At 71.6% G+C, this 23,963-nt stretch carries 27 protein-coding genes and 1 pseudogene; 10 read left to right on the top strand and 18 right to left on the bottom strand.

Annotation, left to right across the window (positions count from 1 at the left end; genetic code table 11):
- Positions 1 to 61 precede the first annotated feature (61 nt).
- From HF519_RS04025 to HF519_RS04035, 3 genes are read right to left on the bottom strand one after another with little or no spacing between them, the layout of a single operon-like run.
- Positions 62 to 907 (bottom strand): maleylpyruvate isomerase family mycothiol-dependent enzyme, encoded by an 846-nt coding sequence (locus HF519_RS04025; RefSeq protein WP_169410253.1) that lies wholly within the window; start codon positions 905 to 907, stop codon positions 62 to 64.
- Between the two features lie 54 nt (positions 908 to 961).
- Entirely contained in the window at positions 962 to 1,444 is a 483-nt protein-coding gene (locus HF519_RS04030; protein ID WP_312859887.1) for a VOC family protein, read from the bottom strand.
- 45 nt (positions 1,445 to 1,489) lie between these two features.
- A complete protein-coding gene (locus tag HF519_RS04035) occupies positions 1,490 to 1,942 on the bottom strand; it encodes an ester cyclase (protein ID WP_169410255.1) in 453 nt (150 codons plus the stop codon).
- A 189-nt stretch (positions 1,943 to 2,131) separates the two neighbouring features.
- Between HF519_RS04035 and HF519_RS04040 the strand changes: the two genes are divergently transcribed.
- From HF519_RS04040 to HF519_RS04050, 3 genes are read left to right on the top strand one after another with little or no spacing between them, the layout of a single operon-like run.
- Positions 2,132 to 3,301, top strand: coding sequence for a thiolase family protein (locus HF519_RS04040; RefSeq protein WP_169410256.1), 1,170 nt, complete (start codon positions 2,132 to 2,134; stop codon positions 3,299 to 3,301).
- Positions 3,298 to 3,723, top strand: a complete 426-nt coding sequence (locus HF519_RS04045; RefSeq protein ID WP_169410257.1) for a Zn-ribbon domain-containing OB-fold protein — start codon at positions 3,298 to 3,300, stop codon at positions 3,721 to 3,723. Before HF519_RS04040 ends, HF519_RS04045 begins: the two co-directional genes overlap by 4 nt.
- Before the next feature lie 40 nt (positions 3,724 to 3,763).
- On the top strand, positions 3,764 to 4,438 hold the full coding sequence (locus tag HF519_RS04050) for a GntR family transcriptional regulator (protein ID WP_211169512.1): 675 nt from the start codon (positions 3,764 to 3,766) through the stop codon (positions 4,436 to 4,438).
- A gap of 93 nt (positions 4,439 to 4,531) precedes the next feature.
- On the opposite strand, the gene HF519_RS04055 is transcribed toward HF519_RS04050, so the two are convergent.
- Both HF519_RS04055 and HF519_RS04060 read right to left on the bottom strand, forming a co-directional pair.
- The gene (locus tag HF519_RS04055) at positions 4,532 to 5,701 is read right to left on the bottom strand and encodes an acyl-CoA dehydrogenase family protein (protein ID WP_312859888.1); all 1,170 of its coding nucleotides are present in this window, start codon (positions 5,699 to 5,701) and stop codon (positions 4,532 to 4,534) included.
- A gap of 341 nt (positions 5,702 to 6,042) precedes the next feature.
- Entirely contained in the window at positions 6,043 to 6,384 is a 342-nt protein-coding gene (locus HF519_RS04060) for a DUF4333 domain-containing protein (RefSeq protein ID WP_169410260.1), read from the bottom strand.
- Between the two features lie 149 nt (positions 6,385 to 6,533).
- Between HF519_RS04060 and HF519_RS04065 the strand changes: the two genes are divergently transcribed.
- A complete protein-coding gene (locus HF519_RS04065; RefSeq protein ID WP_169410261.1) occupies positions 6,534 to 8,114 on the top strand; it encodes an ATP-binding SpoIIE family protein phosphatase in 1,581 nt (526 codons plus the stop codon).
- Positions 8,111 to 8,440, top strand: a complete 330-nt coding sequence (locus HF519_RS04070; RefSeq protein ID WP_169410262.1) for an STAS domain-containing protein — start codon at positions 8,111 to 8,113, stop codon at positions 8,438 to 8,440. The genes HF519_RS04065 and HF519_RS04070 overlap by 4 nt, the downstream gene beginning before the upstream one ends.
- On the opposite strand, the gene HF519_RS33190 is transcribed toward HF519_RS04070, so the two are convergent.
- The 3 genes from HF519_RS33190 to HF519_RS04085 form a co-directional block, all read right to left on the bottom strand.
- Positions 8,354 to 8,875, bottom strand: coding sequence for an STAS domain-containing protein (locus HF519_RS33190; RefSeq protein WP_169410263.1), 522 nt, complete (start codon positions 8,873 to 8,875; stop codon positions 8,354 to 8,356). The genes HF519_RS04070 and HF519_RS33190 overlap by 87 nt on opposite strands.
- Positions 8,876 to 9,144: 269 nt before the next feature.
- Complete coding sequence (locus tag HF519_RS04080) at positions 9,145 to 9,342, bottom strand: alpha/beta hydrolase (RefSeq protein ID WP_211169514.1); 198 nt, start codon at positions 9,340 to 9,342, stop codon at positions 9,145 to 9,147.
- A 129-nt stretch (positions 9,343 to 9,471) separates the two neighbouring features.
- Positions 9,472 to 10,488 (bottom strand): sigma-70 family RNA polymerase sigma factor, encoded by a 1,017-nt coding sequence (locus HF519_RS04085; protein WP_169410264.1) that lies wholly within the window; start codon positions 10,486 to 10,488, stop codon positions 9,472 to 9,474.
- 327 nt (positions 10,489 to 10,815) lie between these two features.
- Here HF519_RS04085 and HF519_RS04090 point away from each other — a divergent pair, with 327 nt between their 5' ends.
- Complete coding sequence (locus HF519_RS04090; RefSeq protein ID WP_169410265.1) at positions 10,816 to 11,220, top strand: VOC family protein; 405 nt, start codon at positions 10,816 to 10,818, stop codon at positions 11,218 to 11,220.
- 117 nt (positions 11,221 to 11,337) lie between these two features.
- On the opposite strand, the gene HF519_RS04095 is transcribed toward HF519_RS04090, so the two are convergent.
- The 4 genes from HF519_RS04095 to HF519_RS04110 all read right to left on the bottom strand — a co-directional run bounded on the left by HF519_RS04095 (position 11,338) and on the right by HF519_RS04110 (position 14,507).
- The gene (locus HF519_RS04095) at positions 11,338 to 11,826 is read right to left on the bottom strand and encodes a beta-class carbonic anhydrase (protein ID WP_169410266.1); all 489 of its coding nucleotides are present in this window, start codon (positions 11,824 to 11,826) and stop codon (positions 11,338 to 11,340) included.
- 320 nt (positions 11,827 to 12,146) lie between these two features.
- Complete coding sequence (locus HF519_RS04100; RefSeq protein WP_169410267.1) at positions 12,147 to 12,452, bottom strand: hypothetical protein; 306 nt, start codon at positions 12,450 to 12,452, stop codon at positions 12,147 to 12,149.
- Positions 12,453 to 12,831: 379 nt separating this feature from the next.
- The gene (locus HF519_RS04105) at positions 12,832 to 13,620 is read right to left on the bottom strand and encodes an ABC transporter permease (RefSeq protein ID WP_169410268.1); all 789 of its coding nucleotides are present in this window, start codon (positions 13,618 to 13,620) and stop codon (positions 12,832 to 12,834) included.
- Entirely contained in the window at positions 13,617 to 14,507 is an 891-nt protein-coding gene (locus HF519_RS04110; RefSeq protein WP_169410269.1) for an ABC transporter ATP-binding protein, read from the bottom strand. The genes HF519_RS04105 and HF519_RS04110 overlap by 4 nt, the downstream gene beginning before the upstream one ends.
- A gap of 142 nt (positions 14,508 to 14,649) precedes the next feature.
- On the opposite strand from HF519_RS04110, the gene HF519_RS30925 reads away from it, so the two are divergent.
- From HF519_RS30925 to HF519_RS33490, 3 genes and pseudogenes are all read left to right on the top strand, one after another.
- Complete coding sequence (locus HF519_RS30925; RefSeq protein ID WP_169410270.1) at positions 14,650 to 15,825, top strand: sensor histidine kinase; 1,176 nt, start codon at positions 14,650 to 14,652, stop codon at positions 15,823 to 15,825.
- 71 nt (positions 15,826 to 15,896) lie between these two features.
- Positions 15,897 to 16,544: a response regulator gene (locus HF519_RS04120; RefSeq protein WP_312859891.1), complete on the top strand. Its 648-nt coding sequence runs from the start codon at positions 15,897 to 15,899 to the stop codon at positions 16,542 to 16,544.
- Positions 16,545 to 16,579: 35 nt separating this feature from the next.
- Positions 16,580 to 16,825, top strand: a pseudogene (locus HF519_RS33490) (DUF7010 family protein); the annotation flags it as partial.
- Positions 16,826 to 16,887: 62 nt separating this feature from the next.
- Here HF519_RS33490 and HF519_RS04125 read toward each other — a convergent pair.
- Positions 16,888 to 17,628 (bottom strand): metal-dependent hydrolase, encoded by a 741-nt coding sequence (locus HF519_RS04125; RefSeq protein ID WP_169410272.1) that lies wholly within the window; start codon positions 17,626 to 17,628, stop codon positions 16,888 to 16,890.
- An 84-nt stretch (positions 17,629 to 17,712) separates the two neighbouring features.
- Here HF519_RS04125 and HF519_RS04130 point away from each other — a divergent pair, with 84 nt between their 5' ends.
- A complete protein-coding gene (locus tag HF519_RS04130) occupies positions 17,713 to 18,117 on the top strand; it encodes a hypothetical protein (protein ID WP_211169516.1) in 405 nt (134 codons plus the stop codon).
- Between the two features lie 64 nt (positions 18,118 to 18,181).
- Here HF519_RS04130 and HF519_RS04135 read toward each other — a convergent pair whose 3' ends face one another.
- The 5 genes from HF519_RS04135 to HF519_RS04155 form a co-directional block, all read right to left on the bottom strand.
- Entirely contained in the window at positions 18,182 to 19,309 is a 1,128-nt protein-coding gene (locus HF519_RS04135; RefSeq protein ID WP_169410273.1) for a CapA family protein, read from the bottom strand.
- An 18-nt stretch (positions 19,310 to 19,327) separates the two neighbouring features.
- Positions 19,328 to 19,873 carry a hypothetical protein gene (locus tag HF519_RS04140; RefSeq protein ID WP_169410274.1) on the bottom strand — a complete coding sequence of 182 codons (546 nt, stop codon included), beginning with the start codon at positions 19,871 to 19,873 and terminating at the stop codon, positions 19,328 to 19,330.
- A 182-nt stretch (positions 19,874 to 20,055) separates the two neighbouring features.
- Positions 20,056 to 22,407 (bottom strand): xanthine dehydrogenase family protein molybdopterin-binding subunit, encoded by a 2,352-nt coding sequence (locus tag HF519_RS04145; RefSeq protein WP_169410275.1) that lies wholly within the window; start codon positions 22,405 to 22,407, stop codon positions 20,056 to 20,058.
- On the bottom strand, positions 22,404 to 22,901 hold the full coding sequence (locus HF519_RS04150) for a (2Fe-2S)-binding protein (RefSeq protein ID WP_312859889.1): 498 nt from the start codon (positions 22,899 to 22,901) through the stop codon (positions 22,404 to 22,406). The genes HF519_RS04145 and HF519_RS04150 overlap by 4 nt, the downstream gene beginning before the upstream one ends.
- On the bottom strand, positions 22,898 to 23,758 hold the full coding sequence (locus HF519_RS04155; RefSeq protein WP_169410276.1) for an FAD binding domain-containing protein: 861 nt from the start codon (positions 23,756 to 23,758) through the stop codon (positions 22,898 to 22,900). Before HF519_RS04155 ends, HF519_RS04150 begins: the two co-directional genes overlap by 4 nt.
- Positions 23,759 to 23,963: the final 205 nt, after the last annotated feature.

Here is a 23,963-nt window from a genome sequence, read left to right on the forward strand (position 1 = left end):
CGACCGGCTCGGGTCCCCGGAGGCCGGGGACCCGAGCTGACGACCGCGATGCCGGGTGGGATCAGATGGTGAAGAACAGCTTGCGGAAGTTGTCGATCGCGGCCTGGTCGCCGCTGGCCTGGCCACCCTGCAGACGCTGGTAGACGTCCAGGCAGAACTCGTGGCAGGGGAAGGTGAACGACGCGTCGGCCCTTTCCGGCGCACCGGGGGCGAAGGTCAGCGCCCCGTCGGCGATCCGCACCGTCCAGTGCTCGTCGTCGGTCGTGGAGATCTGGACGTCCACGGTGAGGTCCAGGCCCTCGGCCAGCTCGGGGGCGAAGCAGATCTGCATCAGGCCGAACATGAAGGGCACCAGGGTGTCCGACGCCTCGAGGTCGACGAACGCCTCCTTGCCCAGCGCCTTGCGCAGGTCCCAGTTGTGCACCGAGTAGTCCATCAACTGGAACGCCGCCATCATGAACGCCGGGACCGGGCCGACCCACTTGTGCGGGACCAGGCGGCCGGCCCACTCGTCCTCGGTGAGCCGGTCGAAGTAGGAGAACAGCAGCTCGGTGCAGGCGTCGAGGCGGCCGAGGACTTCCCACCGGTAGACGTCGCGGTACTCCAGCGCGCTCTTGCCGAGGCCTTCCCCGTAGGCCCGCATACCGCGCGGCTCCTCGGTCGGCCAGCCGTACTCGCCCTGCTTGAAGTAGCCCAGGTAGCAGTACGCGGCGTCCAGGAGGTGCCCGGCCATGTCCCGGACCTCCCACATGTCACAGGGTGTCTGGGCGTGCCACTCCTGCTCGCTGGCGGCCACGAGCATGTCGAAGGCCTGCTTGTACTCCTGGCGGATCAACCGGATCAGGGTGTCCTTGCCGGCGTACTGGGTGACGTCGACGCGGGCGGGCGGGGAAGAGGTTGTCGTCATTGAGAACTCCTCACGGGGAACGGGGCCCGGATACGGGTGCGCGGGCGGGTCTCGTCAGGTGCCGGCGGCCACGGACGGGACCGGCGCCTTGTCCTCGAACAGCGGCTCGGCCTCGAGGTCCCGCTTCCAGACGGAGAACTCGAGCGAGATGCCGTTGGGGTCGGTGCAGTACAGCGACCGGATGAACCCGTGGTCCACGAGGTCGCTGGCGTCGATCCCGTGATCCCGCAACGAGGACTGCAGCTTGTCCAGGTCGGCGTCGGAGTCCACGGCGATCGAGACGTGGTCGAACAGGATGCCGGAGGCCGGGACGCCCGAGTCCTTCCGCGGCGGGAGCTCCACGTCCTTCCACTCGAAGAACGCCAGGGTGCTGCCGGGGCCCAGGCTGAAGAAGTAGTGCCGGTGCGGGTACTCCGCGTCGGGATCACCGGTCGTCCCGATCAGCTTCATCCCGACCACGTCCCGGTAGAACCGGACCGTCTTGTCCATGTCGTCGGTCACCAACGCGAGATGGTTGACGCCTCGATACGCGACCACTGCCCACGTTCCCTTCTGCTCGTTGCCACCCGTCGGCCACCCGGTTCACGAGACGTGGTCGACCGTCACGCCGATCTGGCGCAGCCAGGAATCACGGTCGAACAGGGTCCGTACCGTGATCACCTCTTCGCCTCTGGTCCGCACCAGCACGGCGCCCGGGACCTCGAAGCGCTCACCGGTGCCGTTGTATGCGATATCCCGCCATGTGAGCCGGCCCGTGAAGCTCCCGGTGAAGGCGACCTCCGCCAGAACCGCCCCGTTGTCCGCCGCGACCGGGCCCGAGACCACCGGCATCGACAGGTCGGGGAACGACGACATCGTGCGCTGGAAGTGGGCCACGGCAGCGTCTCTGGACTGCACGGGTACCGGCCGGAACAGCGAGTGCACCGTGACGTCCGGGGCCAGCACCGCGCCCAGTTCGACGAGATCACAGCTCTCGTGCGCGGCATACCACCGGTCGAACACCCGGAGCGCCAGGTCTTCGTGAGTCACCGTCACCGACGCCCCCGGTTGTATACGATCTGATAGCGTGGACGTTAGCGGGATCACTAATCCGCGTCAACGACGCGAGCAGCGGAATGCCCTGGACGTGGCTCGGCCACCCGGCCCGCGCACGGGCCCGCGGCGACTCGGTGTGGAGGTGCGGGTGCACAGCAGATGCCACGACGGCCCGGCGGATCCGGGTCCATGCTGAGCGCGGACGGGCCGGCGATCGTCGGCATCGGCGAGGAGCTCACCCGCGACGCGGGAGGCCGCAGCGGCCTCGAACTGCAGGCCGGCGCGGTGCGCGCGGCCGTCGCGGACGCCGGGCTGAGCCTGGCGGACGTGGACGCCGTCTACGCGCTGCCGCCCTACTCCGACGCCCACTCCATGTTCGCGCTGACCCTGGCCGAGCACCTCGGCGTCCGCGGCAGCGCCGCGGTCACCGTGGACGCCGGCGGGACGGTCTCCCCGATCACCATGCTCCTGCAGGCCGCGCTGGCGATCCGGCACGGCGCGCACGGCACCGCGGTCTGCGTGTTCGGTGAGGCGGCGCGGACCGGGCGGCGGCACACCGGGACCGGCTGGACACTCGGCGCGGCCATGGGCACCGAGGAGTTCGAGGAGCCGTTCGGCGCGGTCGGTTTCGTGGTGCCCTACGCCCTGCTCGCCTCCCGCTACCTTCACGAGTACGGGGCGACGCGCAGCGCCTTCGCGGCCGTCGCGATGAGCGCGCGGCAGCACGCGGCGTTGCATCCCCTGGCGCTGATGCGGGACCGGCCGATGACCGCGCACGACTACGACGACGCGCCGATGGTCTCGGACCCGCTGTGCCTGCTGGACTGCTCGGTGATCGCCGACGGCGCCGGGGCCGTGGTCGTCTGCGCCGCCGACCAGGCCCGCGACCTGGTTCATCCGCCGGTCACCCTGGCCGGGATCGGGACGTCGGTGACGCACAAGAACGTCAACCAGCTGCCGCCGTTGTCCGCGCTCGGCATGCGGGAGGCGGCCGACAAGGCCTACCGCGGCAGCGGGCTGACGGCCGGCGACATCGACGTGGCCCTGGTTCACGACGCCTTCACGGTCTCGACCCTGCTGACGGTCGAGGGCCTCGGGCTCTGCGGTGCGGGTGAGGGTGCGGACTACGCGCGCGAGGGCGGGCTCGACCTCGGCGGGCCCTGCCCGGTCAACCCTCATGGTGGGCTGCTCTCCCAGGGCCATCTGGGCGGGATCCTGCACCTGACGGAGGCGGTCGTCCAGCTCCGGGGCACAGCGGGGCCACGCCAGGTCCCCGGGGCCCGGGTGGCCGCGGTCGCCGGCAACGGAGCCGTGTTCGGCACGTGCGGGGTGCTGCTGCTGAGCGGGGCGGACCGGTGAGCGGGACCGCCCCCCAGCGCATGGCGGGCAAGCCCGTTCCCGAGCCCTCGGTCACCTCACGGCCTTTCTGGGAGGGGTGTGCCGCCGGGGAACTGCGGCTGCCGCGCTGCCGCGCCTGCGACGGCGTGCACTTCTACCCCCGTTCCGCGTGCCCGGCCTGCGGCGGCACCGATCTGGACTGGGTCCGCTCGGCGGGCACCGGCACCGTCTACGCCACGACCGTCGTGCACCGCTCGTTCTGGGGTGACGCGTGGGCCGACGACGTCCCCTACAACGTCGCGATGATCGAGCTCGACGAGGGCGTGCGCATGGTGTCGGCGGTTGTGGGCGTGCCCGCCGACCAGGTGCACATCGGCATGCGGGTCGGCGTGACCTTCGTACCCCGCGGGGATACTCACCTGCCGTTCTTCGAGCGGCGTTAGTGTTCGTCAACGACGGATTGCGGGTCGGCGAAGGGAATCGATGATGCGCGCGGCCGCCGTGGCCTACCAGGCCATACAATGCGGCATCACCGAAGGCGACTACCCGCCGGGCAGCTGGATCCGGGAGGACGAGGTGGCGGCCCGGGCCGGGGTCAGCCGAACGCCCGTGCGGGAGGCGCTGCGCAAGCTGCACTCCGAGGGCATCGTCGAGCTCCTGCCCAATCGCGGCGCGGTCGTCGTCGGCTGGACCTCGCACGACCTCGACGACATCTTCGACCTGCGGATGATGCTCGAGGGCTACGCCGTCCGACGGGTGGTCGAGGCCCCGAGGGGCGACATCGACCTCCCCGCGCTGAACGCGATGTGCACCGAGATGGAGCAGTTGCTCGACCAGGGCGGCACCGCGAACCACGACCGCATCGGCGAGCTCGCCGTGGCGTTTCACAGCGCGCTGCACCGGGCGTCGGGGAACCGGCAGCTGATGAGCATCCTCCCCGGACTCAACCAGGTCCCGCTCGTGCACACCGCCAACCGGCAGCGCACGCACGAGCAGCTGGCCCGGAGCCTGACCCAGCACCGCGAGATCCTCGAGGCGATCACCGCCGGCGACGCCGACTGGGCCGAGGCGGTCATGCGTGCCCACGTCCGAGCCGCCCGGGCCGCCCTGCGCACCGAGGATTCACGGCCGGCCGACGTGCCGGCGCGCGAGGCCTGACGGCGCGCGGCGCCTGCTTGTCAGGGCGCCGCCCTGGGCGGCGGCCGACCGGCCCGCCCACGCGCTCCGGCGTGGACGGGCCCCGTCGCTCCGCTACAGGAACGGCGTGTCGGGCTCCAGACCGCACAGGGCGCGCCCGTAATGCTCGATCCCCGTCGTCGGCATCATGACGGCGTGGGTCGCGAGGGCCTGCGCGTCGCGGGCCACCAGCTGGATCGCCTGGCTCTCATGAATGCCGGTCGCGCCACTCGCCCCGCGGAGGATCTCGACGGCCTCGGCGAACAGCCGGTTCGAGTAGGACACCATGCCCCACAACAGGGGACGCTCCTCGGGACCGTAGGGCTCACCGCTCGCGGCGTGCCGATCGACGATGTCGGCCGCCTCGAGCATCAGATGATCGCCGGCCCTGATCTTCATTGCGGCCTCGGCGACCTGGTGGTGGGTGACGGCGGCGTCGCTGCGCTGCAGGTAGCCGGTGTAGGCGATCGGCCCCCGCGTCGGGAGCCGCTCCAGGAACAGCTCCATGGCCGCCTTCGCCAGGCCGGGAAAGGTGGACCCGCCGCTGGTGAGGATGTAGGGGATGGCCGGGATGCGGTAGAGCGGCGAGTTCTTGTTGATCTCGCTGCGGTAGATCCCCTCCTTGGCCTCGGCCATGCGCAGCATCCGCTGCTCGGGGACGTGGACGTTCTCTCCGCGGACCGTGTTGCTCCCGGTGCCCCGCAGGCCACTGACGTACCAGTCGTCCTCGATCGTCAGCTCCGAGTACGGCATGAGGAACATGCACACCTCGGGTTGCCCCGGCTCCAGCTCGACGACGGCCGGCTCGGCCACCCACTGCGCATCCAGGCAGCCGCTGTTGAAGGGCCACCGGCCGGAGACGGAGAACCCGTCACCCTGCCGGACCGCCGTGGCGGTCGGGATCAGCGTCGCCGTGCACTTGACGTCCGGGTCCGCGAAGACCTCGTCCTGCACCTGGTCGGGGAACAGCGAGACGATGAAGGCGGCGTCCTCGTAGAGGGTCGTGACCCAGGCGGTGGACCCGCAGCCCCGGGCCAGCTCGCCGAGCACCTGGACCTTCGTCCGGGTGTCGATCTCGAACCCGCCGTAGCGACGCGGACGGGTCAGCTGCAGGAGGCCTGCTTCCTTGAGTGCCTGCAGGTTCTCCTTCGGCACCCGGCGCTCCTCGTGGCACCGGCGGGCGTTGGCCCGCAGCAGCGGAACGAGGTCGGCGGCCCGCTGCACCAGCTCCTCGCGCGTCGGCACCGCGCTGGAGGGTTGAGCCGCCGGGGCATCAGCAACAGTCGTCATGTCCGTCCCTTCTGGACCGGCCGAGACCGGGAGCGCCGAACAGTTCTGATTGCATCCAATTCCGAAGTGCAGTGACGCCATCGTCTTGCCCTACTGCTGGATGTACGGATCCATCCGGCTTCAGACTCCGGAAGTTGTATACGATCGCGGACTGTAGCGACCGTCACACACGGCGTCAACGCTCGGCGGGGCGAGGACGGGCAGGACCGCCCGATGGGTGCGTTCGCTGCCCACCGCGGCCGCGGGCGGGCGCAGAACGGCACGGCGACGACATGCGCCGACGGCGCGCCGGCCGATCAGAACGGGCGGCCGACCTCGTAACTGCCGTCGTCGGACGTGATGGTGACCGGGACGCTCGAGGTGGTCCCGTCGATCGTCGCCGAGCAGAAGAGCGTGAGGTGCAGGATCGCCGGCACACCGGACGGACAGGTCACATTCGTGACCCCACTGATCCGGAAGTCACGGGTGAGCGCTCTGCGGACGTCGTCCTGGACGACCACCGGATCGAGCGGCGACCCCGACCCGGCGGACGCAGCGGAGATCTCGGGCGCGGGCGAACCCACGACCGCGACGGTGCACCCCGTCAGCACCATCGATCCGGCCAGCAGGACACCCTGGGCGAACGCGTTCGCGCGCATGGCGGCTCCCCGCTTCGACAGCGGACGACCAGTCTGGCACGCCGGCCCGGTCCGGAGGGTCCGCGTTCGCCGGCGCCCGATCGAGGTCCCGTTGCCCGGACGACCCCTAGACTCTCGCCATGTCGACGGGGGGCGGAGCTCCCGGCTCCATGAGTGACCGGTTACGTCGGATCGAGGCGGTGACGGACACCGCGCTCGCTCACCTCGACGTCGAGGACCTCCTGACCGAGCTGCTCGACCGGGTACGCGACCTCCTCGACGTCGACACCGCAGCCGTGCTCCTGTTCGACCCCACCGCGCGCGTCCTCGTCGCGACCGCGGCCCGGGGCATCGAGGAAGAGGTCCGGCAAGGGGTGCGTATCCCGCTCGGGAAAGGGTTCGCCGGCCGCATCGCGACCGAGAAGCGACCGGTGATCACCGAGAAGGTCGACCATGCCCACGTGCTCAACCCGATCCTGCGGGACAAGGGCATTCACTCGCTGCTCGGCGTTCCGCTGCTGATCGGCAGCACGGTGATCGGTGTCCTGCACGTCGGGACGCTGTCCACCCGTCACTTCACCGACGAGGACAGCCTGCTGCTGCAGCTCGTAGCCGACCGGGTCGCCCTGGCCACCCACGCCCGCACCATGCAGATCGAACAGGCGGTGGCGACGACGCTGCAGCGCAGCCTGCTGCCCGCGGAGCTACCCACCGTCCCGGGTCTCGAGTTCGCCGCCCGCTACGTCGCCGGCGGCGACGGCGAGGTGGGCGGCGACTGGTACGACGTGTTCGGCCTCCCGTCCGGCTGGCTGTGCATCGTGGTCGGAGATGTCGTCGGGCGCGGTCTCTGCGCTGCCGCCACCATGGGACGGCTGCGCAGCGCGCTGCGCGCGTACGCCCTGGAATGCACGGACCCCGCCCATCTGCTCGACAAGCTCGACCAGCAGATGCGGCACTTCGAGCCCGACACGATGGCGACCGTCCTCTGCGCGATGGTGGAACCGTCCTGCGAGCAGCTGCACCTGTCCTCGGCGGGCCACCCGCCACCGGTGTCGGTCCGCCCCGGCCTGCCTGCCGCGGTACTCGAACTGCCGATCGACCTGCCGGCAGGGGTCGACGCGGGGCGCCCGCGGCACACGAGCACCATGGCCTTCCCACCGGGAACGGACATCTGCCTCTACACCGACGGTCTGATCGAACGCCGGGGCAGCCCGCTCGATGCGGGCCTCGAACGTCTGCGCAGGTCGGTGTTCGCGGGCCCGGCCGAGTCGGTGTGCGCCGCCGTCATGTCCGAGCTACTGGGCGCCGACCACCCCATCGACGACGTCGCCGTCCTCGTGCTGCGCCGGCAGGACCGCGCGGAGATGGGCCCGCTGCACCTCCGGATGCCGGCGGTGCCGGTGTCGCTGGGGCTCATCCGGGCCGCGGTCCGCCGCTGGTTGACGGGCACCGGGGCGGACACCGACGAGATCGCCGGTCTCCTCGTGGCGGTCGGCGAGGCGTGCGCCAACGTCGTCGAGCACGCCTACGGCCCGGGCGGCGGCACGGTGGACGTGCACATGACGATCCAGCCGCCGGACGTGGTCGCCACGATCCGCGATACGGGCCGGTGGCGAGCACCTCGGGGGCAGGTCCGCGGCCGCGGGATCACCCTCATGCGCGGGCTCAGCGACGACGTGCGGATCGAGCAGACCGGAGCCGGTACCCACGTCGTGATCCGTGCCGCCCTCGCCTCACAGGGGCCCCGGTGACGCAGGCGACCGTCGCCGCACACCGCATCCACGACACTGCGGTGCGCATCGCGATCTCCGGTGAGATCGATCTGGCGAACGCGGACGTCGTCCAGCGCCGGATCCTCGGGGTGATCACCAACCAGCTGACCGAGGTCTCGGTCGACCTCAGCGGAGTCACCTACATCGACAGTGCCGGCCTGCGGGTGCTGCTCAGGCTCGGGACCCGGCTCGAGACGCTGCAGATCGCTCTCGAGCTGCTAGTGCCGCCGGATTCGCCGACCCGAAGGGTGATCGAGCTGTCGGGGATGGGAGAGGTTGCCTCCGTGCGGCCCACCCCGGACTGAGGCCGCAGCCGCGCGTGCTTCGGCGCGGAGCGCGGCGAGCGCCTGCTCGACACCGTCGAACATCTCGAACAGGCTGACCGTCCCCGAGGCATCGAACGTGCGGGCCCCGGTCCGCGAAGCGCCGACGAGACAGAACCCGATGTCGACCTCCCCCGCGCGGTACGCCGCGCGAACCAGGACGCTTATTCCGGCCGCGGAGAGGTAGGTCAGCCGCGAGACGTCCAGGAACACCACCCCTGCTGCGGACGACAGGAGACTCACCAGGAGCCGCTCCAGCTGCGGCGCGGTCAGGACGTCGAGCTCCCCCACCAGCCGCACGACCTGCACTCGGGGCGTCAGCCTGTCGACGGTGGCGGTGAACAGCTGCTGCTGCCCCGTGATCTGAACCCGACCGGGCCCGGCGCGCGGCCTCTCGGCGTCGCTGCTGCCCGTCATGCTTTCCTCCGACCCTCGCTCGACACTGGCGACACGAGGTCGCCGACCCACAGATCCAGGACCCGCTCGGCACGGGAGGCCGGATCGGTAGCAAGCCTGACCTCGGTGGCTCGGGCATGCACCGGCCTGACAGGTCGATACGACCGGGCCTTCTCGGCCTCGGGCGCACGATTCCGGAACGTCGCCCCTGATCGGTGACGAGGCCTGACGGGGCCGGCGCCGGTGGCCGTCGGTTTCCCGTCCCGACCGGCTACAGCGGCCGGCTCACCTCAGCATCGGCCGACGTCGGACCGCTCCAGGTGCTCGGTCAGAGCCTGGTTGACGGCCTCGGGCCGCTCGGCGTTCACCAGACGGGCGGCGCCCGGCACGACGGTGAAGGCCGCCCCGGGGATGCCGTCGGCGATCACTTGCACCATCTCCACCGGGGTGGCCGGGCCGTCGGCTCCGGCGATCACCAGGGTCGGCACGGTGATCCGGGCCAGCTGGTCACGGACGTCGAACTCGCCGATGGCCTCGCAGCAACCTGCGTAACCCCCGGGAGGTGGCGCGCAGCATGTCCAGCAGGCAACGCCAGGACGTCACCGGCCCTCCTCGGGCTACTCCTCGAGTCGCAGCGGCAGCCCGAAGAGCGGGAACAGCCTCTCGGCGTCGAGGAACGCGTTGAAACCGAGGAGCCGGTCGCCCGAGAACTCGAGGACCTGCAGAGAGAACGGCTCGTGCCGGCCTCCAGGGCCGCTGGGCCGGTACTGCCCGAACGCCGGTAGACCATTCGCCGAGGCCGGGACGAGGCGTGAGCCGCGGCATTCGGCCCCGGGACCGACCCACCACCGGCGGATGTCGGCAGGCCCGCGCAGCCACAGGTCGTAGGGCGGCATCGACAAGGTGGCGTCCTCGTGCAGCAGGGCGACCAGCGCCTCGATGTCGTACCGCGCGAAGGCGTCCGCGTATCGGGCCAGGAGCTCCTGGAATTCGCCGTCGGGCAGCTGAATCCGCTCGGATGTGCTGAGGTCACGGGCCGACAGCGTCGCCCGGGCTCGCTGGAGCGCGCTGTTGACCGACGCGACCGTGGCGCCGAGCAGCTCGGCGACCTCCGCCGCGCTCCATTGCAGGACCTCTCGCAAGATCAGCACCGCGCGCTGCCGGGGCGGCAGGTGCTGCAGCGCCGCCACGAAGGCGAGGCGGATCGACTCTCGCGACACCGCCAGCTCGGCCGGGTCGGCCCCCGCCGGCAGAACCCGGCTGTCGGGGATCGGCTGGATCCACGTGGCCTCGGCGCGTGGCGGACCCAGCGGCGTCTCCGACGACGACGCGGGACCCAGGTCCATGGGGCGGGCGCGGCGCTGGCTGCCCTCCAGCATCGTCAGGCACACGTTGGTGGCGATGCGGTACAACCACGACCGAAGTGCCGAACGGCCCTCGAAGCGGTCGAAACCGCGCCAGGCGCGCACCAGCGTCTCCTGGACGGCGTCCTCCGCGTCGAAGGCCGACCCGAGCATCCGGTAGCAGTAGGCGGTCAGCTCCACCCGATGCCGTTCGAGCCGGAGCTCCACGCCCCCGGCCTCACCGGTCACCGTGCTCTGGACCGCGCTATCCGCGGCTTCGAGATCAGTCATCCTCTTCGGCCTCTCCGCCTCGGCGCCAGCGCGACGACTGCTGGATGACGGCCATCGTAAGGGGGCGAACCGACAATTCCGGAAGCCCGAGAAATGAGGGATCAAGGTGGATCATGGGCGCTCGACGGCGACAGGGTGGCCGGTGATGACGGCGGCATCCAGCCGCTGGGCTCGGGTATCGGGCTCCGGCGGACGGCAGGTGACCGGAGCCGACGCCGCAACGAGGTAATCGCCGCTCGACCGATGAGTCCGCACCACGGCCCCGGTCTACACAACTCCCGGATCCGGTTTCGGATCCGGTGGCCGACGAGAGAAATGAGACGCCTGGTGGCCACCAAGATCTTCGTCAACCTCCCCGTGAAGGACCTCAGCAGGTCGATCGACTTCTTCACCGCACTCGGATTCTCGTTCGATCAGCAGTTCACGGATGAGAACGCCGGCTGCCTGGTCATCAGCGACGACATCTACGCCATGCTGCTGACCGAGCCGTTCTTCAAGTCGTTCACGAAGAAGGACGTCGCCGACGCCACGAAGAGCACCGAGGCGATCCTGGGCCTCGGGGTCGAGAGCCGGGAGCGCGTCAACGAGCTGGCGGACAAGGCCCTCGCAGCGGGCGGGCAGCCCGCGAACGACACGAACGACCAGGGCTTCATGTACGGACGGAGCTTCCAGGACCCCGACGGTCACATCTGGGAGGTCTTCTACATGGATATGGCCGCGGTCACGGGATGACCGCCGCGCCGCTCGCCGTGGCGTGACCGCGGCGGCAGCCAGACGCCACGACGAACTCGCCCGCGGGGCTGCATCGTCCGAAGATGCAGTCCCGCGGGCGCGTCGGTGCTCGATGTCTCAGACGACCTCGTTGAGCTTCCCGGTGGCGACGTCGAACACGAACCCGCGGATCGAGTCCTTGTTCGGGACGAACGGGTTCGCCCTGATCCGAGCGATCGACTGCCGCACGTCGTCGTCGACGTCGGGGAAGGCCTCGGCGGCCCATTCGGGCTTGATTCCGGTTTCGGTCTGGATCTGCTGCCTGAACCCGTCATCGGTGAAGGTCAGCATGCCGCAGTCGGTGTGGTGGATCAGGATGATCTCCGTCGTGCCCAGCAGCCGCTGGCTGATCGCCAGCGACCGGATCTCGTCGTCGGTGACGACACCGCCCGCGTTGCGGATGACGTGCGCCTCGCCCTCGTCGAGCCCGAGGATGCGGTAGACGTCGAGCCGCGCGTCCATGCACGCCACGACGGCGACATGCTTGGCGGGCGGGAGCGGCAGCGGCCCGGAGAAGGTCTCGGCGTAGCGGGCGTTGTTGGCGAGCAGTTCGTCCGTGACGGACATGGTTCTCTCCCGTGGGATGGGTGCTTCGAATCGCGGGCAGGCGCCCACGACACGTGGAACGCTGCAAGGCCGCGCGGCGACCGCGGCGTGGAGAGGTCGTGGCCGCGCTACGCGGCCGGGCGACAGAACTCGTCGAACTGCATGATGCGGCGGCTGGGCCAGAAGGGCTCGAGCCAGATGCGCATCACGGCATCAGTCAACCGTGCAGGACCGATGGGAGCAAGGGGACGCAGCCTGCGGTCCACCGCACGGGTGGCCCGGTGCGGGTAAAGCCCGCCATCGCCGGGCGGAGGTCTCGGCCGCCCTGCTGTGGCGCGGGGTCAGTCGTCGCGTCGCTCCCGCGCCTCCGCCTCCGCCTCCGCCGAGTCGTCCGCGGTACCTGGGTTGGGCGGCTGGGGTTCGGGCGGTGGCCCCGGCAGGTCGCCGTGACCGGTCACGGTCGCCTGGTCCAGCAGGTCCGCGATGAAACCCTTCTCCCCGGCGGTCCCGCCGCCCGCCACCCCGTCCCCGCCGTCGGTCTCGTCGCTCGCCGCTGCGTCGTCGCGAGCGGTGCCGCGGTCGGTGTCGCGGTCGGTGTCGCGGTCGGGCCGTTCGTCCGGGCCCGCTGTCTCGTCCGGAAGCTCCATGTGCCCACGATGGACCGGTCCGGCCCGCGGCGCACGACGAGAGCTCCGCTGGTCGCGGGCGTTCCCGCTGGTCGGGCGCGTCCTGCGCCGGACCCGGAGTCGACCGGGCCCCCGGCTCCGGTCGGTGCGCCGCCCGAGAACCGGCCGCCGTCGGGTCCCGGCCCATCGGCCGCTGTGCGCTCGCCCGGGGTGAGGTCGGGCCCGGCGCACCCGGCGGCGAGGTGCGCTGGACCGGCGAGAGGAAGCAGAGGCCGGATTCCGGTCCGCGGCCCCCGACGCCGCCTGGTGGCCCGACGGCACCGTCGCGCCACCAGGGCACTGACTCTCGCTCCCCGGGCCCGGCGCACGAGGTACGCCGGGGTGGGTGTGGGCGGCAGGCTCAGGCGACCTCGCGACGCAGGCTGCGCACCACACCCGCGGCCAGGGGCAGCCCGACCCAGACGGCGAGGGCCACCAGCGTCGGCGCGACGACGCCCGTCAGGTCGAACCGGCTGATCGCGGTGAAGGCGCCGAACACGTCGAGCCACCGGGCGGCGTCGCCGAGCAGGACGGGGGCGGCGGCGGCCCAGATCACGGGGGCGACGAAGTAGAGGACCAGGGCCGCGGCGGTTTGCTGCAGCAGCGCACCGAAGGCGGCGCCCATCACGACGTTGCAGGCCACCGAGACGACCCCACCGCCGAGCGTGCGCCCGACCTCCGTCCAGACGGCCCCGTGGCCGGTGGCCAGGCCGCCCGCGAGGGTGGCGACGGCGGCGATCCCGGCCACCACCAGCACCACACCGGCGCTGAGCCCGACCGCCGCGAGGAACTTCGCCGCGATGACACGACCGCGCCGCGGCACCAGGGTGAAGGTGGCCAGGGCGGTGCGCTGGGTCCACTCCGCCGTCATGGCGAGCACCCCGACGACCGGCAGCAGCAGTTGCACCCCGGTCAGGGCGGTGCCGAAGAAGCGGCTGAAATCCGCCGGCTCGTCCGCGGCGTTGACGAGCCGATACACCAGTGCGGCGACCGCGGCGCCGACGACGAGCAGCAGCAGCCAGCGTCCGGCACGGGTGTCGACGGTCTTGCGCAGCTCGATCGCGACGAGCCGGGCCAACGAGGTGGGGCGGCCGGCGACGGCGTGGTCGCGGGACGTGGCCTCGGCGGACGGGTGACCGGTCGTGGTCATGCGGCGTTCTCCTGGCTGGGGTGGGTGGTGCGGGCGAAGAACCAGTTCTCGAGGCCGCGCTCGGTGTCGCGCAGCTCGAGAAGGACCTGGCCGGACGCGGCGGCGGCCCGGCCGACGGCGGCGGCGTCGGCGTCGACGTGCAGAGCTCCGTCGGGACGGGAGGTCGGGGTGAGCCCGGCGGACAACAGGGCCGCCCGGAGTCCGGCGGGGTCGAGACCGCGGACAACGACGCCGGACCCGGCGAGCAGTTCGGTGAGCGCCCCTTGCGCGACGACGCGGCCGCCCCTGATCGCGACCAACCGGTCCACGGTGGCCTCCACCTCGGAGAGCAGGTGGCTGGACAGCAGCACGGTGCCGCCGCCCGCGGCGAACTCCTGCAGCAGACCGCGCATCCACCGGATGCCTTCCGGGTCGAGGCCGTTCGCCGGCTCGTCCAGAACGAGGACGCTCGGATCGCCCAGCAGCGCCTGTGCGATGCCGAGACGCTGGCGCATCCCGAGGGAGTAGGCCCCGACGCGCTGCGCCGCGGCCGCGCCGAGGCCGACGCGCTCGAGCATCGCGTCGGCACGCGCGGCGGGCACCCCGAGTACCGAGGCGGCGAGCCGGAGGGTCTCGCGTCCGGTCCGGCCGGCGTGCTGCGCGGACGCGTCGAGCATGACGCCGATGGTGCGGCCCGGGTTGGGCAGGTCACGGTAGCGACGGCCGCCGACGGTCGCGGATCCGGACGTGGGCGGGGTCAGCCCGACGAGCATGCGCAGGGTCGTGGACTTGCCGGCGCCGTTCGGCCCGAGGAAGCCGGTGATGGTCCCGGGTGTACAGCGGAAGCCGACACCGTCCACGGCGAGGGTGCGCCGGTAGCGCTTGGTGAGGTCGTGTACGTCGATCATGTCGGTGAGCGTCGTCGCGCAGAGGACCTGGTGGCATCGGCATGTGGTCGGCGGCAGGGGGCGACGAAAGTCGGTACCGCCCGCGGCTGCGGTCGACGATCGTCGGACGTGTCCGCCCCACCTTCCTGCTTACGCTGCAACGGTGACCCCGACCCCCGCCCGGCGCCCGTGGTGGAGCCGCCACCGCGAGCGGCTCACCGACACCGTCCTGAGCGGTGTGCTGGTGCTCGCGACCGTGTCGCTGCTGCTCGGGGCCGCCCCGCCCGCGCAGATGTGGCGGTACGCGCTGCTGACCGCGGCGGTCGCGGTCGCCATGTGGTGGCGCCGCCGCTTCCCGCTGGGGGTCGCCGTGGGCGCGGTCGTCGCCGTGGCGCTGGGCGCGTCGGAGTTCTCGGTGGCCGCGGCGCTGTTCACGCTCGCCATCCGGCGCCGCGATCGCGTGCTCGCCCTGGTGGCGGCGGCGTCGACCGCGGCGCTCACCGTCGCGTGGGTGCAGGTGATGCGGCCCCCGGGCGTGGTCAGCGGGCTCGTCGGCATGACGGTGACGCTGGGCATCTTCGTGGGACTGCCGCTGGCGGTGGGCGCCTACGTGGGGATCCGGCGCGACCTGGTCGCCTCGTTGCGCGAGCGGGCCGAACGCGCCGAGGCCGAGCAGCAGCTGCGCGGTGAGCAGGCGCGGCTGTCCGAGCGCTCACGCATCGCCCGCGAGATGCACGACGTGCTCGCCCACCGGATCTCGCTGGTGGCGCTGCACGCGGGCGGGCTCGAGGTGAACCCGTCGTCCCCGCCCGAACAGGTGGAGCGCACCGCCGGCCTGATCGGCGACCACGCCCGCCGGGCGCTCGACGACCTGCGCGGCGTCCTGGGTGTGCTCCGCGCGGACGCCGGCGAGGACCGCGCGGACGGGGCCGATCTGATCCCGCAGCCGACCTTGTCCGGTGTGCCGCGCCTGGTCGAGGCCAGCAGGCAGGCGGGCGTGCCGGCGACGCTCGACGTCGACCTGTCGGCCGAACCTCCCGATCTCGTCGGGCGCACCGTCTACCGAGTGGTGCAGGAGGGCCTGACCAACGTCCACAAGCACGCCCTCGGCGCCACGGTCGCCGTGCGGGTGCACGGGTCCCCGGGTGAGAAGCTCGTGGTGGAGCTGCGCAACGCCCGGGCGGTGGGCAGCGAGCTCGGCGGGCGCCCCGTCGGCGGCGCCGGGGTGGGGCTGCTCGGGCTACGGGAGCGCGTGCACCTGATCGGCGGCACGTTCGAGGCCGGCGAGGACGTCCACGGCGGGTTCGCCGTCCGCGCGTGCCTGCCGTGGCCGGCATGACGCGCGGGGACGGCGCGCGCTCCGCGGGCGCTGCGCGCAGGGACGACGCGCCCTCCGCGGGCTCCACGCGCGTGCTGATCGTCGACGACGACGCACTGGTGCGGGCCGGCCTGACGATGATCCTCGGCAGCGCGGAGAACCTGGAGATCGTCGGCGAGGCCGCCGACGGTGACGAGGCGGTCGAGGCGGTGCGCCGCCACCGGCCGGACGTGGTGCTCATGGACATCCGCATGCCCCGCATGGACGGCCTCGCCGCCACGCAGGCGCTCACCGCGCTCTCCACGCCGCCCCGGGTCGTCGTCCTGACCACGTTCGACCTCGACGACTACGTGTTCCGCGCCCTGCAGGCCGGGGCCAGCGGGTTCCTGCTCAAGGACACCCCACCACGCCGGCTGGTGGAGGCCGTGCAGGTCGTGGCCGCGGGGGAGGCGATGCTCTCGCCGTCGGTCACCGGCCGGCTCATCCAGCACTTCGCCGCGACCGGCGGTGACACCCGCCGCCGGAACGCCCGCGACCGGCTCGCCGTGCTCACCGAGCGCGAGCGCGAGGTGCTCGTCGCGGTCGCCCGTGGGTGCAGCAACGCCGAGATCGGCCGCGAGCTGTACCTCAGCGAGGCCACCGTCAAGGCCCACGTGTCCCGGCTGCTCACCAAGCTCGACGCCACCAACCGTGTGCAGGTCGCGATTCTCGCCCATGACGCCGGACTGCTCGGCGACTGACCACTCGCCGCGCCGCCCGCCCCGAAGGAGAGACGATGACGACCACGGTCGACGACGGCACCGCCGCACGGCTGGACACGCTGCGTGAGGATCTCCGGTTCCGCACCGGGCGCGGTTCGAGCGCCTTGCTCGGCGGCGCCCTGCTGTGGACCGCGTTCGGCGTCCTCGGCTCGGTTCTGCCGGTGGGTCCGGGGCGCAGTCTGGCTTACCTCGTGGGCGCCGGGGCGCTGTTCCCGATCAGCCTGCTCCTGGCCTGGCTACGCGAGCTGGACCCGTTCGCCCAGGGGAACCCTGACCGGGCCCGTGCAGCAGGCCTGCCGGCGCCGTGCGAGGTCGACCGGAGCTACGCCGGAGGCCACGGGATGCGCTGTCCCGGCGTCATCTCGATCATCTCGACGGCATCGAGCCCCAGGGAGTCCAGAGCATCACGAAACGCAGCGGGGGCTCGCCGCGACCCGGGAGTGACTCCGTAGTGCATGGGGATGACCCGGCCGACGCCGAGCAGGCGGGTGGCTGCCGCCGCCTCCAGAGGCCCCATGGTGTGGTGGTCCCCGATGGGAAGCATGGCGACATCGGGCCGATGGATCTCGTGGATCAACCGCATGCCGGAGAAGGCGGCCGTGTCCCCGGCGTGATAGATCCGGCTCCCGTCGGAGAACCCGACGACGAAACCCGCCGCGAGGCCGACATAGGCGAACGGGTCCTCATCCACGCTGGAGCTGTGCGCAGCCGGCGTCATCGTCACCTCGACGCCTTCGAGGTGCACGATGCCGCCGATGTTCATGGTCTGGATGTTCGTGAGGCCCTTCGAGCCCAGCCATTTCCCCAACTCGACGATCGTGGCGATCCGCGGGGACCGTTCTTCGGCGACGGCGAAGATGTCGCCGAGATGATCGTGATGGCCGTGCGTGACCAGAATCAGGTCGACCGCCCCCACATCCTTCCTCTCATCGGGGCAAAGCGGGTTGCCGTAGGTCCACGGATCGATCAGAACGGTCTTCGACTCCGGAGTGGTGAACGTGAACGTGGACTGCCCCAGGTAGGTGATCTGAACCGCGTTCCGGGTGGCCGGCGTCTGCTCCATCTCCTGTGCCCTCCCATCGCACGTGGGTCCCGGCGTCGTGGTGGGGTACCCAGCACCCCGACAGGACGAGGACGGGAGCAGAACGTGGCCGAACAGAACGAGGCCAAGGACGAAGGCGGTGTGCGCACCGGGCCTGCCACCTCGAAATCACTGAAGTACGCCGAGGTGATCACGTCCCCCGACCAGCTCGGGGAGGCACCTGCCGGCGAGACCCTGGTCACCACGAACCACGAGGTGATCCGCAAGTGGGCCGAGGAACGCGAGGCGCAGCCCGCCACGGTGCCGGACACCGAGCACGGCGACCATCTCGGGGTGCTCACGTTCGACTTCCCCGGCTACGGCGGGGAGAACCTGCGCCATGTCAGCTGGGACGAATGGTTCCGCACCTTCGACGAGCGCGGGCTCAACTTCATCTTCCAGGAGAAGAAGAAGGACGGTACGCCGAGCAACTTCTTCCGGCTGGAGAACCCCGAGCGCGAGAACGCCTGAATCCGTGGCACCGATGCCGGCCGCCCGGACGACCGCGGCGTGATCGCCGGAGAAGGAACTCCGGTCACGTACGCTTCGCTCCCGCTCGACGCAGGACGAGCATGCCCTCCGGCCCGAGGTCGACCCGCGCCCCGAAGCCTCGGCTGACGCGGTCGAGAACCGTCCGGAGCCACGCCGCGTCTGCGTCCGAGGCATGCCGGAGCCGCATCTGCCGGGCCTGCATGGGCGCCATGTGCAGCCGGACCAGATTGCCGGTGTCCGGATCGACCGAGACGAAGTACAGCAACCGAAGGTCGTCCCGGTACTTCGCATGGCCGGTGATGCCCTCGTAGTCGTCGATCAGGTCGCCGCAGCCGTAGAGGATCAGCTTGTCGCGGTAGACCTCGATCGGGCGGGGATGGTGCGAGGAATGGCCGTGCACGACGTCGACACCGGCGTCGACGAGCCGGTGGGCGAAGCGGATCTGCTGCCGGGGGATGTCGTAGCCCCAGTTGGATCCCCAATGGATGGAGGCGACGACGATGTCGCCGGTGCCCTTCAGCCGCCGTACCCGGCCTACGACCTGGGCCGCCGCCGCGTCGGAGAGCACGGGTAGGAATCCGACGCCTGCCCGATCCCCGGTCGCCGCCCAGCCTGCCGGAATGCCGCTGGACTCCGTCCCGAACGAGAAGACGAGCACCCGGCCACCCCCGCCGATCGGCAGTCCGGCGGGTCGCCAGGCCTCCGTCGCGTCCCGGCCCGCGCCTGTCGCCGGCAGCCGCGCACCGGCCAGCGCGTCGAGCGTCTCCTGCAGCCCCCGGTACCCGAAGTCCAGAACGTGGTTGTTCGCCAGCACGCAGACGCCGGGCCGGGCCGCGGAGAGGCAGGGGAGATTCGCCGGGCTCATCCGATAGTGCACGGCCTTCCCCGGCGCGAAGTCATCGCTTCGCGTGATGCTCGTTTCCAGGTTCACCACTCGGGCATCGGCCGCGACCTCGTCGAGCACGGGCAGGGCATCGCCCCACGGCCAGGCGAAGTCGACCGGACGCGGGATCGAGCCGTTCACCGCCTGCGCCAACGTGACATAGCCGCGGGCATCCCGGATGGACGCCTCCTGCAGGGCCGGGTCGCCGGGGTGCGGCAGGATCTGGTCGACACCGCGACCGAGCATCACGTCGCCGCAGAGGAACATCGTCACCAGACCATCGCGCATGGATTCCCGCCGGTGCGGTCAGGTGGTGGCCGGGCCTGGGAGTCCCGCCCTGTCCGGCACGACCCGGCTCAACCCGCGCAGCCACGGTTCCGGCGGATCGGGCCACCAGCGGCCGGACGGCAGCCGGGAGAGGATGTCGCGCACGGCCGCCGCGCTCGCCGGGGACGGGACGACCCGGCTCGGCGAGGCGCCTGCCAGCACCCCGAGCCACCAGTGCTTGAGCGTCCCGGGCAGGGAGTCGGGGTCGAGGACGACGTAGTAGTCCGGGAGCAGCGCCTCGCCGTCGCGCAGCGCCGCGAGCACGGCTTCCACCGCGACCTCGACCGTGCCCGGCGGGCGCTCGCCGTCGAAGAAGCCGGTCCAGGCGGAGGCGACGCCGGCGAGCGGATCGGCGTCGTGCACCACGTACGGGGCGTTCGCTCCCGCGACGAGCCGGTCCACCGAGGCGTCGGCCCACCGGCTCGACGCGACCGCCCGCACGTTGGCCAGCCCGGCGAGCCCGGCTACGACCTTCTCGGCGTCGGTGCCGGCGACGATCACAACGGTGCTGTTCGGCCGCCGCATGCGGGCCAGTCTAGATAGGGCATGGGCGGCGAGGGCCGGGATTCCGCTGTCGCCGCGACGTCAGGAGGCGCCGAGCAGTGCGCATGGCTGCAGCCGCGGGCAGGGGATCGCGCAGATCCGGACGACCCGACGAGCGGTCGGCGCGGGCCGGTTCGCGCGGCCCGCGCCGACTGCCCGGGACATCAGCCCTCCAGCCCGGCCTGCTCCAGGAGCGTCCAGATCCTCGATGGCGACAGGGGTGTCGCGGTGAGTCCGGCGGCGATCTCGGGAACCGCGTTCGCGATCGCATTGCCGACCGTCGCCGCCGGCGGCTGGATGCCGCTCTCACCGACGCCCTTGAACCCGCCGGTGATGATCGGGCTCGGGGTGACGTGGTGCTCGATGACGATGTCCGGCACGTCCTCGGACAGCGGGAGCACGTAGTCCAGGTACGAGGTGGCCAGCGGCTGGCCGGTCTCCGGGTCGAAGGCCGCCTCCTCCAGCAGCGCGGTTCCGAGGCCCTGGGCGATGGCTCCGATGATCTGCCCATCCGCGATCAGCGGGTTGACCAGGACGCCACTGTCGTTGACCGTCCAGTAGTCCTCGACGGTCACCTTGCCGGTGTCGAGGTCGACGGCCACCGCGGCGCCGTGCGCCGAGTAGGCGTAGGTGATGCCGGGCGGGTCGAACGAGACCGTCTCCTCGAGGAGGATCTTGTCGGTCTCGCCGCGGCCCCAGCCCATCCAGCCCCGGTGGGCCACATCGCGCCAGGTGACCTCGGCCCCGGTCGTGCCGGCCCGGAACACCGTCCCGTCCAGCTTGACCTCCTCCACTCCGACCCCCAGGGCGCGCGCCGCGAGGCCGAGCATCCGCTCGCGCATGGTGGCACCCGCCGTGATCAGTGCAGCGCCCGCGAGGGGCAGCGACCGGCTCGCCTGGGAGGAGAAGTTGGAGTACGGCGCGGTGGCCGTGTCCCCGAGCTGGACGGAGATCATCTCCAGTGGCACGCCGAGCTCGTCGGCGACGATCTGGGCCAGTGCGGTTTCGATGCCCTGTCCCATCGGCGTGACCCCGGAGAAGACCGTGACGGTCCCGTCCTCGTTCACCCGGATCGTGCCGGTCTCGTAGCCGCTCCAGTGGATCTGGAACATCTCCAGCAGCGCGCTGGGTGCGAAACCGGTGATCTCGACGTTGCCGGTGACGGCGATACCGCGCCGGATCCGGTCGGTCGACGGCCGTCGCCGCGTCTCGCCCATCTCCACGGCCCGGCGCAGGACGGCCGGGTAGTCGCCGGAGTCGTAGGTGAGCATGGTGCCGGTGGTGTAGGGCATCTGCTCGGGTTGGATCGTGTTGAGCAGCCGCAGCTCGTTCGCGTCCCGGCCGAGCTCGCGGGCGGCCTCGTCGATGATCCGTTCCCGGATCCAGGCCGACTCCTGCATGCCGTAGCCGCGGTAGGCGCCGGTCGGGACGGCATTGGTGAACACCGCGGTGACGGTCGCCCCCGCCGCGCCGAACCGGTAGGGACCCTCGATGGTCAGGGCCGCCACCTGGAACGGCCCGCTGCCCGCCGTGCTGAGGAAGGCACCGACGTCACCGTGGATGTGCACGTGCAGGGCGGTGAACCGGCCGTCGGCATCGAGACCGAGCCGACACCGGGCCTGCTGACCACGACCCTGGTAGCTCGCCGTGAGGTTCTCGGTGCGGTCCTCGATCCATTTGACCCGGCGGCCGAGCACCTTGGCCGCCAGGCAGGTCATCGCCTCGTCCGCGTAGAGCGTGGTCTTGCCGCCGAAGGCGCCACCGACGTCCGGGGTGACCACCCGGACCTGATCCACGCGCAGCCGGAGGCCGACCGCCACTTCCTGGCGCACCAGGTGCGGAACCTGCGTACTGGCCCAGACCGTCAGCTGCTCGGTGCTCGGGATCCACTCGGCGAGCACGCCGCGGGGCTCCATCGGGCTGGGGTTGATGCGCTGCACGGCGAACTCGCGCTCGACGACGTGTGCGGCGCCGGCGAACAGTGCGTCCAGCTCCTCGACCGGCGGGCCGAAATGGATGCCACCTGCGACGTTGCCGCCGTGTTCCGGATACAGCAGCGGGGCATCGGGGGCGAGCGCCGCCTCGATCCCGACGACAGCGGGCAAGGGATCGATGTCGATCTCGACGAGTTCGGCGAGGTCCTCGGCGACCGCGCGGTTGCGCGCGACGACCACGCCGAGTGGCTGGCCGACATAGCGCACGGTGCGGATGGCGAGCTCGACGGCGGCCAGGTGCTGGCCGGGGATCCGCCAGGTGGTGGGCAGCGGGTCGGTGAGCCGGCCGATCTCGTCGGGACCGAGCACGAGAACCGCCTCGCCGCTCTCCCTGGCGGCCGAGGCGTCGAAGCGGGTGATCGTGCCGTGCGCGGCAGGGCTGCGGATGATCGCGGCGTGCAGCACCCCGGTCTCGTCGATGTCGTCGACGTAGCGGCCGTGGCCGCGCAGCATCCGGTCGTCGTGCAGACGCGGCATGCGCTTGCCGACGAGGGTGTCCCCGTTGCGGGTCGCGATGGTCATCGCCCGGCCTCCTGCCAGTGGTGCTCGATCGCTGCGCGGATGCCCTGGTATCCGGTGCACCGGCAGACGTGGCCGCCGAGCACCTCGGTCGTGGTCTGCTCGGCCGTCAGGCCCTCGCGCTCGGCTGCGGTGACGCTCATCAGGATTCCCGGGGTGCAGAACCCGCACTGCAGGCCGTGCTCGTCACGCATCGCCCGCTGGAATCCGGAGAGCTCCCCGTCCTGTGCGAGTGCCTCGACGGTCTCGATGCGGCGGCCGTCCGCCTGGACCGCGAGCAGCAGGCAGGAGCGCACCGGCACGTCGTCGACCAGCACGGTGCAGGCGCCGCAGACGCCCTGCTCGCACCCGACGTGGGTGCCGGTGAGCCCGAGGTCGTGGCGGAGGAAGTCGCTGAGCAGCGCACGCGGTTCGGTCTCCGCCGAGCGCGTCACGCCGTTCACGGTCGCGGTCACGGTCCGCATCCGGGCCGGGGCCGGAGTGGTCGGGACAGTCATCGGGAGCCTCCCTGATCGAGTCGGGCTGCGGCGCGGCGGATGACGGCGCGGAGCAGCCCGCGCCGGAACGAGGCGGTGCCGTGGATGTCCGACGGCGGATCCACCTCGGCGCTCGCCGCATCGAGCACCTCGGCGAGATCGCCGGAGAGCCGGTGGCCGACGAGTGCCGCCTCTGCTGCCGGTAGCCGCAGCGGTCGTTCGGCGATGCCGGCACCGGCGAGCCGGGCGGCGGTCACGACGCCGTCCTCGAGCCGGACCCCGAAACACAGACCGACGAACGGGAAGTCGCCGTGGCGGCGGGAGACCTCCTCGAAGCAGAAGCGGAAGCCCTGGTGACGAGGGAACTCGACCGCGGTGAGCAGCTCTTCCGGCCGCCGGGAGGTGGTGAACACCGACTGGAAGAAGCCGGCTGCCTCCTCGGTCCGGCCACCGTCGCGGGCCCGCAGGTGCAGCCGGGCGTCCAGCGCGACCGCGACGGCGGGCAGCTCGGCGGCCGGGTCGGCGTGGCACAGTGACCCGCCGAGGGTGGTCCGGTTGCGGATCTGCGGATGAGCCACCAGCCGGATCGCCTCCGGGACGATCGGCAGCGCGTCGGCGAGCACCGGGTCGCGTTCCAGGGTGGCCAGCCGGGCCATCGCGCCGAGCACGACCGCGTCGTCCGCCACCTCGACGCCGTCGAGGCCGGGCACGCGGTTGATGTCCACGACGACGTCCGGGCGGGCCAGTCGCAGGTTGAGCAGCGGAACCAGGCTCTGGCCACCGGCCAGCACCGTGGCGTCCTGATCCGTCCGGGCCAGCAACTCGACGATCTCGTCGAGCGTGCGCGGTTCCTGATAATCGAACGCAGGAGGTTTCATTCGAACTCCTCGCGAATGTAGTGGGGTACGGCGGCGCGCGAATACGCCGAAGCTTCAGAACGATGTGAATACACTACTGCATACACTTGGAGCGATGTCAATCCCCGAATTCCACCGCACCGTCACGGTAATTCACGCATGGCAATCCGAGCGATTCCGACCCGCAACGTTGCGGAAAAGAACCGCTCCCACCCCACAGGCGTCT

This window comes from Pseudonocardia bannensis (assembly GCF_012911875.1).
GTDB classification, from domain to species: Bacteria; Actinomycetota; Actinomycetes; order Mycobacteriales; family Pseudonocardiaceae; genus Pseudonocardia; species Pseudonocardia bannensis.

What these genes read in the sequence shown, in the direction of transcription:
- HF519_RS04025 (WP_169410253.1), bottom strand. Translation starts at nt 907, where the DNA reads ATGACGACAACCTCTTCCCCGCCCGCCCGCGTCGACGTCACCCAGTAC.
- HF519_RS04040 (WP_169410256.1), top strand. Translation starts at nt 2,132, where the DNA reads ATGCTGAGCGCGGACGGGCCGGCGATCGTCGGCATCGGCGAGGAGCTC.
- HF519_RS04050 (WP_211169512.1), top strand. Translation starts at nt 3,764, where the DNA reads ATGATGCGCGCGGCCGCCGTGGCCTACCAGGCCATACAATGCGGCATC.
- HF519_RS04060 (WP_169410260.1), bottom strand. Translation starts at nt 6,384, where the DNA reads ATGCGCGCGAACGCGTTCGCCCAGGGTGTCCTGCTGGCCGGATCGATG.
- HF519_RS04065 (WP_169410261.1), top strand. Translation starts at nt 6,534, where the DNA reads ATGAGTGACCGGTTACGTCGGATCGAGGCGGTGACGGACACCGCGCTC.
- HF519_RS33190 (WP_169410263.1), bottom strand. Translation starts at nt 8,875, where the DNA reads ATGACGGGCAGCAGCGACGCCGAGAGGCCGCGCGCCGGGCCCGGTCGG.
- HF519_RS04085 (WP_169410264.1), bottom strand. Translation starts at nt 10,488, where the DNA reads ATGACTGATCTCGAAGCCGCGGATAGCGCGGTCCAGAGCACGGTGACC.
- HF519_RS04095 (WP_169410266.1), bottom strand. Translation starts at nt 11,826, where the DNA reads ATGTCCGTCACGGACGAACTGCTCGCCAACAACGCCCGCTACGCCGAG.
- HF519_RS04100 (WP_169410267.1), bottom strand. Translation starts at nt 12,452, where the DNA reads ATGGAGCTTCCGGACGAGACAGCGGGCCCGGACGAACGGCCCGACCGC.
- HF519_RS04105 (WP_169410268.1), bottom strand. Translation starts at nt 13,620, where the DNA reads ATGACCACGACCGGTCACCCGTCCGCCGAGGCCACGTCCCGCGACCAC.
- HF519_RS04110 (WP_169410269.1), bottom strand. Translation starts at nt 14,507, where the DNA reads ATGATCGACGTACACGACCTCACCAAGCGCTACCGGCGCACCCTCGCC.
- HF519_RS04125 (WP_169410272.1), bottom strand. Translation starts at nt 17,628, where the DNA reads ATGGAGCAGACGCCGGCCACCCGGAACGCGGTTCAGATCACCTACCTG.
- HF519_RS04135 (WP_169410273.1), bottom strand. Translation starts at nt 19,309, where the DNA reads ATGCGCGATGGTCTGGTGACGATGTTCCTCTGCGGCGACGTGATGCTC.
- HF519_RS04140 (WP_169410274.1), bottom strand. Translation starts at nt 19,873, where the DNA reads ATGCGGCGGCCGAACAGCACCGTTGTGATCGTCGCCGGCACCGACGCC.
- HF519_RS04145 (WP_169410275.1), bottom strand. Translation starts at nt 22,407, where the DNA reads ATGACCATCGCGACCCGCAACGGGGACACCCTCGTCGGCAAGCGCATG.
- HF519_RS04150 (WP_312859889.1), bottom strand. Translation starts at nt 22,901, where the DNA reads ATGACTGTCCCGACCACTCCGGCCCCGGCCCGGATGCGGACCGTGACC.
- HF519_RS04155 (WP_169410276.1), bottom strand. Translation starts at nt 23,758, where the DNA reads ATGAAACCTCCTGCGTTCGATTATCAGGAACCGCGCACGCTCGACGAG.